The organism is Tsuneonella suprasediminis (assembly GCF_003605755.1).
GTDB lineage: Bacteria > Pseudomonadota > Alphaproteobacteria > Sphingomonadales > Sphingomonadaceae > Tsuneonella > Tsuneonella suprasediminis.
The window spans coordinates 1-14246 of sequence record NZ_RAHJ01000017.1 but is presented as its reverse complement, the minus strand read 5'-3'; the positions used below and the strand labels follow the sequence as shown (position 1 = coordinate 14246).

The following is a 14246-nucleotide window of genomic DNA, read 5'->3' as shown; positions in this document are numbered from 1 at the left end:
TCCTTTCTGATTGTCTCAGCGCTCACGCAGCGCCTCGCGAGTTTTGTTCAGGGGTTTGGTGAGGTAATCCCACACAGTCTTGCGACCGGTGCGAATGTCGGTGGTGGTTACCGTGCCGGGCGTAATCGGCAGGCGCTTGCCCGCCTGCGTCACCAGCGCATCGGAATTGGTGCGAACCAGCACACGGTAATAAACGATTTCGGGCTTCACTTCGTCGCGCAGGGTATCGGGTGCAATCGTTTCGACTTTGCCTTCCAGCCCGCCGTAGATCGAATAATCGTAAGCCGTCACTTTCACCAAAGCACTCTGGCCGGGATGGATGAAGGCGATGTCGCGCGGGGAAATGCGTGTTTCCACCAGCAATTGATCGCCCACCGGCACCAGAGTCATGATCGAGCCACCGGGCGCGACGACACCGCCGATAGTGGTGACATCCAGACTTTTCACAATCGCCCGCAGTGGTGCGATCAGCGTCGTGCGATCCAGCGTATCTTCGCGCCCGCGCACCACCGATTGCAGCGATTTCACGTCGGCATCGGCCTTCGTATATTCCTCGCGGCTTTTGACCATGTATTGCGACCGGGCTTCGGACAGCTTCAGTTCGAGGTCCGCGACCTGCCGTTGTAAACGGATCACTTCGATATTGCTCGCCGCGCCAGATGCGATCAGCGACTGATTGATGGCCAGTTCGCGCCGCGCCAGCGTCAACGCCTGCGTCAGCCCGCTGACCGTTTCGTTCAGGCTGGCCCGGCGCGACTGGAACAGCGCGGTTTCAGCAGACTTCAGTTCCGGCCAGTCCTTCAGCTCTGCCGGGAATGCGATCTGCGAACGTCCGGCTACCTCTGCCTCAAGTCGGGCACGTGCAGCGAGCGCGGCGCGATAGCGAGCGGCGGTTTCCTCGACACTCGATTCACCACGGGTCGGATCGAGTTGAGCGAGCACGGTGCCCTTCTCCACGATCTGACCTTCCCGCACATTCAGCTTGGACAGAATGCCGCCTTCCAGCGACTGAATCACCTGATCGCGCGAACTGGGAATGACTTTGCCTGATCCGCTGGAGACTTCATCGATTTCGAAGAACCACGCCCACGCGAAGAATGCGGCAAGGAACAACACCACCATCCAGATGACTCTGGTGGAGCGCGTCGCGCGCATTTCATCGAGATCGGCCAGATCGGGCAATGGTCCGCCCCGGCGATCGCTGTCGATATCGCTGCCCAGACCCATCATGGCCTTCAACCCGGCACCTGCTGTCATGCCGATTCTCCTGAATCGGGGACGTGCCCGTGGTCGCACCACCAGTCGTGTCGGCGCAGGCTTGTCGGCCGGTTGCTTTTCCTTTGATGGGGCAGCGTTGGCGCGCAGCCGATTAAGCACAGCGTCCTTCGGGCCATCCATCGCGATTGCGCCACCGTCGACGACGATGATCCGGTCCACAGCTTCGATTGCGGCCATCCGGTGCGTGGCGATTATGAGCGTGGAATTGGCGGAAACCCGGCGCAAGCTGGCGATAACGTCCTGCTCGGTCGCTTCGTCCATCGCGGCCGTCGGCTCGTCCAGCAGCATTACGCGCGGCTTACGCAACAACATTCGCGCCAGCAGAATGCCCTGCCGCTGGCCACCCGAAAGCCCCAGCCCCCCTTCCTGCAAAGGATGATCCAGGCCCAGCGGCAAGCGCTGCACATAGGCCCACGTCCCGGCAGCCTGCAGAGCCGCGATGACATCTCCATCGCTTGCCAGTGGCGCGCCAAGCTTGAGATTCTCGCGCAATGTGCCGTGGAACAGGCGCGCGTTCTGGCTCAACAACGAAACATCGCGCCGCACGTCGGCGGGATCGATATGCGCCAGATCGACCCCATCGAGCAGGACCGAGCCAGCCGCCGGTTGCATCAGGCCCGACAGCGCCTGAAGCAGCGTCGATTTGCCCGCACCATTGCGCCCCAGCACCGCGATCCGTTCACCCGCCGATATTTCCAGCGATGCTACAGTCAGTGCCGCGCTTTCCCCGTCATAGCTGAACGCCGCGTTTTCCAGACGATAATCGCCTTTGATCGTGGGGCGCTGAACAGTTGCCGCTTCCTGCGGGTTATCGACCGGCAGTTTCATCAGCTGATCAAGCGACTGAGCGGCGATTTTCGCCTGCTGCCAGCGGTTCAGAACAGTGGTGATCGACGACAGCGGAGCAAGCATCCGGCTGACCAGAATACTGGCCGCGACCAGCACGCCGGTGCTCATCTGTCCGGCCATCACATATGGCACACCGAAGAAGATCACGACGGCGAATGCCGCGCCCTGTACCGTCTGCATCCAGTTGTTGAGACGGTTGAGCAGATCGCGCATCTGCAGGCCGGAATCGGCATTGATCGCGTTGTAATGGTTCCACTGGTGCTGGAAACGCTGTTCGGCCTGTAACACCTTGATATCTTCGATACCCTGCACCGCTTCGACCAGCATGGCATTGCGGAGCGAGGATTCGCGCATCCCCATCTGTGCCAGATCGCGCAGCCGTTTCTGCGCCAGCAGGCTGGGAATCATCAGCAGAAGGAACGCGACCAGCGGAACTACCACCAGCCATCCGGCGATAAACCAGAAGATCAAGCAAAACAGCATGAAGAACGGCAGATCCGCCGCCGCTGCAATCGTGGTCGATGTCAGCATATCGCGCACCGGCTCCAGTTCGCGAATCTGCGATATGAACGTGCCGGTCGAACGTGGCCGCGCGCTGTTCTTCACCCGCAAGGCATGGCCGAACACGCGGTCGGAAATCCTCAGATCGGCCCGCTTGCCCAACAAGTCGGTGATCCGCATCCGCGCATCCCGCATGACCCACGCAAAAATCAGCGACAGCAGCACCCCTGCAGACAGCACATAAAGCGTCGGCATCGATTGCGCGGGCACCACGCGGTCATAGACCTGCATCGAAAACAGCACGCCCGCCAGCGCCATCAGATTGGTCACCAGCGATGCCACTAGGATGTGCGCGTATGGTCGCCAGTCCACCAGCACCAGCTTGCGCAGCCAGTCATCCTCCACCGGCGCGATATATTCATCCACACGGGTATCACGGGCAGATCGCAACGGCCGCAGGATCGCCATGCTTTCAACATGCGGCTGAAGATCGTCGAGGGAATGCGTGGCACCTGCACCGTCTTCGCCGGTCATCGCCAGAGTCAGTTCGCCATCTCTGACAGCGGTGACGACTGCCACCTGCCCACCGGCAAGCTGGATCACAACCGGCAACCGCCACGGTGTCAGGTCCGCCAGTCGCGGCTGCACCATTTGCAACGACAGCCCTGCCTGACGCGCCATTTCGCGCGCCTGATCTTCGATCGACGCACCATCGTTCCATTGCGAGGCCAGCCGGATATGTTCAGCAGAGGCGTTGATCTGGAAGTGCGCGGCAGAAACCAGCACCGCATCGCGCCATCCCGACTGCAGCCGTTGCTGCATCGAAGTATCGTTCCCCGTCATTCAACCGGCCCCACAAAATCGGGCGCCGGTTCAGCGGATGCCTGATCCACACCGAACGCACTGCGCAACCGGTCGCTGTGATAGAGGCACTGCACGGCCAGCCGGTATTGGGCATAAAGCCCCTGCGCCTGATCGACGCGGGCGCTGTAATATTCCTGTTCTGCATTCAGCAGATCGAGCAGCGAGCGTGTGCCCAGCTCCAGATACTGCTGCCGATAGAGATCGCGGGTGGCGTCGATGCTGTTCACGCGGGTTTCCATGACAGGTGCCCGCGACGCCCATCCCGCTGCCTGCGCCCGCGCATCGGCCAGCCCTTGCCGTTCTTCCAGCCGGGCCTGCCGGACCGCGTCTTCATAAGCGCGCAGCTGATATTCTGCGCCGCGTTCCCGCGCGCCGGCCGCGCCACCCTGATATAGCGGCATCGAAAAATTCACGCCGAACTGGCCTGTCGTCCGGTATTCGCCATACAGGCGCGAACCATCGGTCAGCGCGTATCCCACGCTGCCGTCGAGCGAGACGGTCGGCAGGCGTTCCGCCTTGGCAATGTCCAGTTGCGCCTGTGCGCCGTCGAGCTGCGCCTGCGCCACCCGCACGGCGGGGGTATCGGCATCGGCGGTCACTTCGCACGCTTCGTTTTGCAGGAAAGCGGGGATGTCGCCTTTGATCGCCACCGGCGCGATCTGCCCGGTCAGGTGCATCAGTGTGAGACGGGCCCGCTGCGCGTCCGCCTCCGCAGCAAGAAGCAACGACTGCAATGAATCGAGGCGCGAATTGGCCTGTTCGAGATCGGACCGCGAAGTCGCGCCTTTCTCCACCCGTTCGCGCACCAGACCTCTGATATAAGTTACTGCATCCAGTTGCTCGCGGGCGATCTGCACCAGCCTTTGCTGAGTGCGCGCATCGACCCACGCTTGCGCGGTTCGAACGATAATCTCGTCCATCGCCAGTTCGACTTGCGCCTCGCTTGCCCGAACGCCTGCTTGCGCCTGCCGTTTGGCCCCGGCAACTTTGCCGAAATCGTACAGCATCTGCGATGCATTGAGCGTTGCCGTATAAACGAAGCGGGAATCGTAGCTGCTGTTGCGATAAGTGTTGATCTGGCTTTCCACCCCCCCGGTAACTTGCGGGCGATATCCGGCCTTTGCCGCCTCCACACCTTCCGCTGCCTGCCGTTCCTGCGCCCGTGCCCCGCGAATACTGGGGTGCGCACGCACAGCCGCCTGAACGGCCTGCGTCATGTCCATCGGTTCGGCAGGCGACGCGATCTGTGCGACGGCAGGCACAGGCGCAGTCGCGGCCAGAGGCAATCCCCCGGCCGCGACCATCGCCAGCACCCGATAGCTGGACGCTGAATGAAACAACCCGAATATCACAGTGGCTGTCCGCCGCTCAGCCAGCTCGCCTGTCGCACACACGGCAGGCGAGCTGCATATCTGGCACCGTCAAGCTGCGTAAGACACATGAATGTCCTCGTCGATCGACAGCGAAACACCCGAAGATGTGCTGGTGTAGATAAGATGGCCGTTGGTCACGATACCATCGGTCGTCCAATCGTCTGCACTCGACAGTTCGACCGAATCTTCCGCATCGCCATCGATCGTCAGTGTGCCAGTGCTCGATCCGGTGATCGCCAGCACATCGGAGATCGAAAGCCCGCCAGTGATGCTGTTGCTGCCCGGCACCGAGAGGTCGAGCACTTCGACGTTCTGCAGCAAGCTGGCGAGATCGCCATGATCCAGATCCTCGCCATAACGCAGCGCAACGGTGTCGGTCCCGGCCCGCCCATTGATCGCTTCGCCATCCCAGATCAGATTGTCATTCCCCGTCGTGGCGAGAGTGGGAGAGACTGCCAGTGTCATCATATCGCTGACATGGGCAGACTCTGCGCCGTTGCCGCTTTCCACCGTCCACGCCGTCACCTCGATCTGGGTACCGGCAGTAGTATTGTCCTGATCGACCAGCGCCGATTCAGCCTGAACGAAGCCGAGATCGTCCAGATCGTCCTGCGAAAGGCCGGTTATGGTGTAGGTGTCGGTCGCTGAGTCATAGGTTACACCGGCGATCAGATCGCTACCGATGTAGAACGCCGCGAATTCACCCAGACCGGTGAGCTGCAGGGTAGTCGTTTCCGTGCTCTCATCCGCAACCGCTGCGCTTGCGGCAACAGCATCCGCCATCGCAGCGTTGAGGTTCAGATCGATAATACTGCCTTCGTGGCCGAACGACAGTGTCGGATCGATAGTCAGACCATTGGCAACAGCATTTACGGTGAGCACTTCGAGCGGGACCGTGTCCACACGCACTGTGTCGAGGCTGGTCTCGCCCGATTCCACCACCAATGCCAGATCGGATAGCGTACCACTCCAGTTCGGCGCGGGCAGGATCGCGACATATGGGGGCAGTGTTCCATCGGAAGACAGCACCCATGTATTGGTTATGCCATCGCCGCCAGCGTTCGACGCCTGATCGGCCAGAGTCGCGTCACCCGCGCTGTTCCCGACATAGAGCAGGAACCCGACCGGCACACCCGCCAGCAGGATCGACTGGATCGTTTCCGAACCATCGTTGTCATTCAGCGCAACCGACAGGCCGCTCAACTCAATCGCGTTGGTCTTGTCAGCGGCATCGGATTCGTCACCCACGACAGGCTGGCTGATAACCGTCACGCCGTTATTGGCGATTTCGACCACTGCTGTGCCGGAACTCGATGCCGTTTCGATATTGGCGGCACCCACTTCCTGCGTCTGCGCGATAGCCGTGAATGTTACATCGCCCGGCACCAGCGTGTCTCCGGTCGCGGCGGTGTAGGTGAGTTCTACCGCTCCACCGTCGGTGCCCACATCGAGGACATAGTAATCGCCATCGGGCACCCCGGCCACGCCGGTCACAGTGGTCAGCGGAACTTCAAGCCCGCCTGCATCGGTTACTGTGCCGCCGTCATTATTGGTGGTTGCGACCTGAACATAGACTTTGCCGTCCACGATCTGGCCGAACGCACCATCTGCCGGATCGCTGACTGCAATCGTGGCAACCACGCTGTCGGTGCCTTCGTCCACATCCGCAACTGCGATGGAAATAGCGGCTTCGTCCGTCACCGGAGTAACCGGCATTTCCGCCCGCTCGTCAGCCTCAACACTCGGCCCGCCGACGACGGACGCCATCAGTTTGGCATCGAACGCGAAGCTGGCGTTGTTGTTATTGCTGTCTGCCGGTGGCGTAACGGTAATGCCATCCAGCAGTGCATCGAGCGCAGCCTGACTATCGCCGCCGGCCGGAACCGTAGTCGTGGCAGTCCATGTCGGCACACCACCGATAGTCGTCAGAATCATTCCGGTAACGACGCTGCCCGGCGGCAGGTCGGTCAGGGTAACGGTGTAACTGTAATCGAGCCCTGTATCCGCAACGGACACAGCGGAATCGATCACATCGCCCAGTGCGAAGACGGTATCTTCCGTACCGGGCGTGCCGTTATAACTCCAGTCATCGATAGTTGGCGGCGCGAATTCTCCACCGGTGCCGAGATCGGTGTTCAGCGTCCAGCCTACGGTATCGGTCTGGATACCCGCCGGTGTATTTGGCGACTGCCCCTGATCCTGCGCCAGCGCAGTCATCGTGATATTCGCAGCTCCATCACCCGCGCCGATCCCGACGACGAATTCAACCGGCACGTCTATTCCGCCCGAACCGATCGAGATTGCGTCGCCCGCTTCGTAAACCAGCAACCAACTGCCAGCACCGATTTGCGAGGCGCCGCTCACGGTCACGCCATCGGGAACACCATCGATCAGAATACGCACCAGATGCTCGCTTCCGTCGATATCGGCGGAATCCACATGCATGTTCACGACCACCGCGCCTCTGCCGGTGACTGTGGCGGTGTCGGGCAAGGCATCGTCGCCAGCAACGTTGTCCGCTGTCGAACCTGTCGCCGTTGTCAGATTGATACCGGTAATCGATGCATCGATTGGATCGGTTACCGGGCTGGCAGACAATGTAAGCGAACCGGGCTTGGTTTCGGTCACAGGTGCAAGCGTTCCGTCGTTCGACGGATCGATCACTTCGTAAAGGAAGTCCAGCGTGCCGAGACTTCCATCGAGGTTTGCAGCGCCCAGAGCGCCCAGATCGGATACCTGACCCGCCGGTACGATGTAGTAATCGACACCGGAGATGTTGGTCGTCGCCAACCCTACGGTTTCGATCGGCACGCCACCCAGATACAGCGTATAGTCCGCCCCGACAGCGTAATTCTGGTCGATATACACCTGACCCAGCGTTTCGTTGCCATCCCCGCCCTGCTGGACAATCGCCAGATTTAGCGCGGTCACCTGATCTTCGACCAGCGTAGCACTGTCGGTGATCACCGCTTCGGGCGAAGGTGTGACAGTGAAGCTAACATCGACAAGGTCGCCGGTGCGGGAATCGCCGTCGTTTTCTGTTGTGACCGCAGCCACCTTGAAACCGACCGTCCCGCTGTAATTCGGCGGCGTTTCAATCGAAACGTTCGCCAGATTGCTGGCCGATACGACCCACACACGTTCAGCGCCCGTGCCCGACACCACCATAGTCGCGCCGACTACGTTGAAGTCTTCGGCAAGGCCTGTGATCCGCAGTGTGGTCGCTTCCGAACCGTCGCCATCGTTTGACGCAACGTCAGTTATCACATCGCTCAGCACAGTACGGTGATTACCTGAATCCAGCACGGCTTCGGTCGTCGTGTATTCAACAGCAGGTAACGTGATCGTTGCCACATCGGCAACGCCCGTAACGGCGACGTCGATTGTGCGCGATACGGGCGCAGACGTCGACGTACCATCGACCGACACCGCGCTCACCGTGAGCTGGAAATCGTCATTGCTGTCGAGCGGCGGCGTAATCGACAGCGGTGTGCTGTTGCTGAAATCCGCAATTTCGAAGCTGGTATTCCCAGATGTAGAGGTGAACGTCACCGCCCCTGCCCCTGTCCCGTAAGTGACAGTCGCGCCAACGGGAATGTCCGAAATAGTCAGATTGAATGTTTCAGACGCATCCGAACTGGTTGTCTTGATAGCCAGCGGAATGGTGCTGTCTTCCACACCGGAAGCACGGCCATTGAGCGCCATCGTCACTGCATCGGCAACCGGGTCGAACTTGATAAGCGAGAGAGTGGCCGATCCGCTTACCGCGACATTGACGCCCGTTCCGCTGACTTTCGGTGGGTTGAGCGGAGCGGTAGCTACGTCCGCATCGTCGTCGTAATCGACAGTCCCCGCCTGAACGCCAACTGTCAGCGTACCCGCCACATCGGCAGGCAATTTGACCTGCAAGGTATCGAGATACTGCTGAGCCACCCAGATCGGCTCACCAACGTATGTCTGCGTGACCCAGGTCGAGCCACCATCGGTAGAATAACGGAACTCAGTCCCGATCACACTATCGGCAGGGGTATCGGATGCCAGAGACGGCGTCAGAACCGCATAGGTGAATTCATCGCTGTCTGCGTTCGACCAGCCTGTCAGCAGATCGTAGCCACCGCTCGTATTCGACGTGCCGGTGTAATTCGTGCCGAGCGCGAACCATGCGTCTTCCTGCCCGGCAACCGAATACTCGTGATCGTCGATCATCGTCACATCGTTGCCGCCGACATTGTCGCTATCGGTGTCGGTCCGCTCCGCAACCGGAGTGACTGTAATCTTCACATTGCGGCTAACCGTATCGGTGTCGCTGACATCCACACTGTTGACCGTATTGCTGTCAGTGCTGGTGATCGACAGTGCGATGGTGGTATCCGCACTGCTGTGCGCGGGCGGAGTGATCGTAAACGCATCCAGGATCGCTTCGCGCTGCGCTTCGGTAAGCGTGTCGTCGAATGTGATCGTGGCCGCACCGCTATTCAGAGTATAGCTCCACCCGGCAGAAGCCGGGGGCGCGGTCACCACCCAATCGGTCGGCACAGTGAAGGCGACTGAATCGATCACTTCTGTGCCTGCACTCGATCCGGTATCGGTTACGCGGACCCCGGCTAGGAACGCCACAGCGGTGTCTTCCGCAGTGGTGACATTGCTGGCCGTCACGTCGCCCGCGACCGGCGCGATATACAGGTTGAGATCGACCGAACTGGAAACAGTGTCGATAGTTCCCGTGGAATCGCTATCCGTATCGCGTGATTTGAGGGTGATACTCACGTCTTCCAGATCGCCGCTGAAATTACGCGGCGGGTTGATCGTGATTGTCGGCGCGGCGAGCGAACTGGATGCGGCAGAAATCGCAACCGGAGTCCCCGAACTGATCGTAGTGGCCACGCCATTGATGGTCACCACTGTTCCGTTCGGCAGTCCCGACACTTCGTACCAATGCTGCTCGCTTCCGTCGTTGTCGGTGCCGGACGCGCCATCGCTGTCGATGCGCGCCACTGCAAACCGCCCGGACAGATCGATCACCGTATCCTCTGAACTGTCGATATTGACGCTGTTTCCACCGTCAATCGTCAGTGTCGCGCCATCGGTTACGGCCAGAACATCGACATCGATAACCTGCGTGCTGGTCGCCCCGGCAACGCCTGTCAGAATCGCACCGCTGCCGTCGACTTCGTAGCTGGTGGCACTCACCGTGACAGTGAAGTCCTGCCCGCTTTCCGGCGTCGGATTGGCAGCCAGCGTCGCATATTCGATGGACGAAAGGTAATAGATACCCGACGCGTTATTCTCTGCCGGCACGCTGGAGACATGGTCCACATCGGTCAGAACGATTGTGATCTGGCCACCTACCGGCGTCAGCACAGTCGCACCGGTGGACAGAGTGACACCGCTGGCCCCCGGACCGCCGATCGTCAGCGTGATTTCGCCCAAACGCTCCGGATTGTCGCCATTGACCGTTCCGGTGCCACTGTCGGTAATTCCCGGCACGATCAGGCCCAGCGATTGCGCTGTATCTTCAGTCGTATTGACTGTCTTGTTCGCTTCCATCGTCGGTGCATCGGCCACCGGCGTGATCTCGAATTCGATGGTTTGCGATACGGTTCCCGAACCACCGGTGGTTTCCGCCAGCGTGTAGGACACTGTCGGAACTGTGCCGGAATAATTTGCCGCCGGCGTAAACGTGTAATCGCCATTTTCGGCAATCGTCAGCGTACCGCGCGGGTTTCCGTCCACATCGGCAAGCGAGACTGTCGCACCCGGGAGATAGTTTTCCGCTATACCATCGCCATTGGCATCGACGCTGAAGCCAGTGAGCTCAATCACGTCGTCCACATCGGAGACGTAATCCTGCAAGGTTCCGGTGGCCGCGCTGTCTTCGTTCAGCGGCACGACCGCGTTCGCTTCAGTCCCCGTCAGGTCGTCGTTGGACCCAGTGACATTGATAGTGATAACCTGTTCGCGATAGGCGCCGAATTCATCGGTAACGCGAGCAATGAAGGTATCGGTTTCGGTATCGCCATCATTCAGAGCCTGGGTTGCCGCTCTGGTATTGTCGAGGGTGTAAGTCCACTCGCCGGTGGACGGATCGATTGAAATCGTGCCGTATGTTCCGTTGGTGGTCGCGATGCTCCACGTCTGCGTCGCATCGGTATCGACATCGGATGCCGTCAGAGTTCCGGTTGCCGTGTCGTCGCCGACTACGCCGGTCCCCGCCTCGATAACCTCACCGGTCGCGGCGGCGGCATCGGATGTGATGACCGGGCGGTCGTTCGTTCCCGTGACAGTTATCGTCAGCGTACTGGTGTCTGAGGCGCCATTTGCATCCACTACGGTGTAAGTGAATGTTTCCGTTACCGACTGCCCCTGCTTCAGAGCCTGCGTGTCAGAATTGGTGTTATCCAGCGAGTAAACATAATTGCCGTTCGAGGAGAGCACCAGAGTGCCGTAAGTGCCCGACAGGCTTGAGCCGACTGTGCCAGATGTACTGCCGAAGCCCACTTCGCTGACCGTCAACGTCGCTGTTTCGCCATCGTCGACATCGCTGTCGTTGGTCAGCACACTACCGTTGGCCGTATCGACCCCGGCAGTAGCGGTGTTGCCTCCGTCGAGGACACCCGATTCCGTCACGGCATCGGTATCGGCAATGGCAACGGGCACGTCATTCGTGCCCGTAACGGTGATGACAACATCGCGCGTTGTTATGCCGCCATTTCCATCACTGACCTGAACCGTATAGGTCAGTTCGACGCTATCGCCTTCGTTGAGCGCCTGCGTTGCAGGCAGCGCGTTGTTCAGTTCATAAGTCCACTCGCCGGTCGACGCATCGATGCTGAACTGGCCATAAGTCGTATCGGGCGTTCCGGCGACGCTCCATGTCAACGTGTCGCCTTCGACATCGCTGGCAAGGAATTGCCCCTCTGCATCGGGAATGCCTGCGGTCGGAGTGCCATCGTCGAGTTTACCCGCTTCGATCACGCCGCCAGACTGATTGCCGCCTGTAATAGTCGGCGCATCGTTGACCGGGTTCACCGTGATATCGACCGTGCGGGTCAGCGTTTCGCCCGATGCCGGATCGGTTACGGTATAGGTGAAGCTGTCCGGCCCGTTGTAGTTGGCATTCGGGGTATAGGTATATGTCCCGTCCGGGTTGACCACGACCGTGCCGTGCGAAGGATCGCTGGCCTTCTCGAACGTCAGATCGCCGCCGCTGGTCGTGCTGTCATTGCCCGCGACGCTGCCGTTCACCGGTGTGTCTTCATCAGTGGTCGCACTGTCGTCAGCCGCCGTCAGATCGGTCACCGGATCGACCGTGATATCGAGATCGGCGGTATCGCTGCCCCCCTCGCCGTCACTGACAGTGTAGGTGATGGTCGGCACCGTGCCGCTCCAGTTGGCGGCAGGTGTGAAGGTATAGGCACCGTTGCTGCCGATAGTGATCGTGCCGACACCAATGATGGTCAAGGGAGTGTCTGCGCTGATAGTGGCCGGGTAACCTGCCACTGTGAAGCTCGTCACACTCAGCGTATCGCCATCGGGATCGCTGTCGTTGGTCAGTACATTACCGCTGACTGGCGTGTCCTCATTGGTGCTGTTGGTGTCGTCCGTCGCCACCGGCCCAGGGTTAGTCACCGTCCAGTCGAAAGTTTGATCGACCGAAGCACCGTCGCCATCGGTGGCGGTCACGGTCACGCTGTACACGCCGCCGGCACCACCCTGACTGGCCGAGTTATCGACCGTGCCGCTGATGACGCCGGTCACCGGATCGATGGTCAGGCCAGCAGGCAAGCCGCTGGCGCTGTAGGTCAGCGTGGGGCTGTCGATGTCATCGAAGAACGAAGTCACATCCAGCGAAGTGATCGTATCCGCATCCGCGTCAGCCTGATCGCCAATCGTGCCCACTGTGATCGGCGCATCGTTCACCGGATCGACGGTGATGTCGAGATCGGCGGTATCGCTGCCCCCCTCGCCGTCACTGACGGTGTAGGTGATGGTCGGCACCGTGCCGTTCCAGTTGGCATCGGGCGTGAAGGTATAGGCACCGGTGCTGCCGATGGTGATCGTGCCGACACCGGCGATGGTCACGGTGTCGCCTGCTGCATGGGTGGCGGGGTCGCCTGCCACGGTGAAGCTGGTCACACTCAGTGTGTCGCCATCGGGATCGCTGTCGTTGGTCAGCACATTGCCGCTGACCGGCGTGTCTTCGTTGGTGCTGTCGGTATCGTCGGTCGCCACCGGTTCGGGGTTGGTCACTGTCCAGTTAAACGTCTGATCGACCGAGGCGCCGTCGCCATCGGTGGCGGTCACGGTCACGCTATAGACGCCGCCGGTGCCACCCTGACTGGCTGAGTTATCGACCGTCCCACTGATGACGCCGGTCACCGGATCGATGGTCAGACCAGCAGGCAAGCCGCTGGCGCTGTAGGTCAGTGTGGGGCTGTCGATGTCATCGAAGAACGAAGTCACATCCAGCGAAGTGATCGTATCCGCATCCGCGTCAGCCTGATCGCCAATCGTGCCCACTGTGATCGGCGCATCGTTCACCGGATCGACCACGATATCGAGATCGGCGGTATCGCTGCCACCCTCGCCGTCACTGACGGTGTAGGTGATGGTCGGCACCGTGCCGTTCCAGTTGGCGGCAGGTGTGAAGGTATAGGCACCATTGCTGCCGATGGTGATCGTACCGACACCGGCGATGGTCACGGTGTCGCCTGCCGTATGCGTGGCGGGGTCGCCTGCCACGGTGAAGCTCGCCACACTCAGTGTGTCGCCATCGGGATCACTGTCGTTGGTCAGTACGTTACCGCTGACCGGCGTGTCTTCCGCAGTGGTGTCGGTGTCGTCAGTGGCGACCGGTTCGGGGTTGGTCACTGTCCAGTTAAACGTCTGATCGACCGAGGCGCCGTCGCCATCGGTGGCGGTCACGGTCACGCTGTACACGCCGCCGGTGCCACCCTGACTGGCCGAGTTATCGACCGTGCCGCTGATGACGCCGGTCACCGGGTCGATCGTCAGCCCGGCAGGCAAGCCGCTGGCGCTGTAGGTCAGCGTGGGGCTGTCGATGTCGGTGAAGAACGAGGTCACATCGATAGCGGTCACCGTGCCTGCATCGATATCGGCCTGATCGACCATCGTGCCGACAGTCGTCGGCGCATCGTTGACCGGGTTCACCGTGATATCGACCGTGCGGGTCAGCGTTTCGCCCGATGCCGGATCGGTTACGGTATAGGTGAAGCTGTCCGGCCCGTTGTAGTTGGCATTCGGGGTATAGGTATATGTCCCGTCCGGGTTGACCACGACCGTGCCGTGCGAAGGATCGCTGGCCTTCTCGAACGTCAGATCGCCGCCGCTGGTCGTGCTGTCATTGCCCGCGACGCTGCC

General features: G+C 60.6%; 3 protein-coding genes. All 3 read right to left on the bottom strand.

The window, feature by feature from the left end; translation table 11 throughout:
• Nucleotides 1-15 precede the first annotated feature (15 nt).
• Nucleotides 16-3471 (bottom strand): type I secretion system permease/ATPase, encoded by a 3456-nt coding sequence (locus D6858_RS16100; RefSeq protein WP_240623717.1) that lies wholly within the window; start codon nucleotides 3469-3471, stop codon nucleotides 16-18.
• Nucleotides 3468-4886, bottom strand: a complete 1419-nt coding sequence (locus D6858_RS05600; RefSeq protein WP_120108097.1) for a TolC family outer membrane protein — start codon at nucleotides 4884-4886, stop codon at nucleotides 3468-3470. The genes D6858_RS16100 and D6858_RS05600 overlap by 4 nt, the downstream gene beginning before the upstream one ends.
• A 27-nt stretch (nucleotides 4887-4913) precedes the next feature.
• Nucleotides 4914-14246: beta strand repeat-containing protein (locus D6858_RS05595; RefSeq protein ID WP_120108094.1), on the bottom strand; the 9333-nt coding region annotated here is incomplete at its 5' end.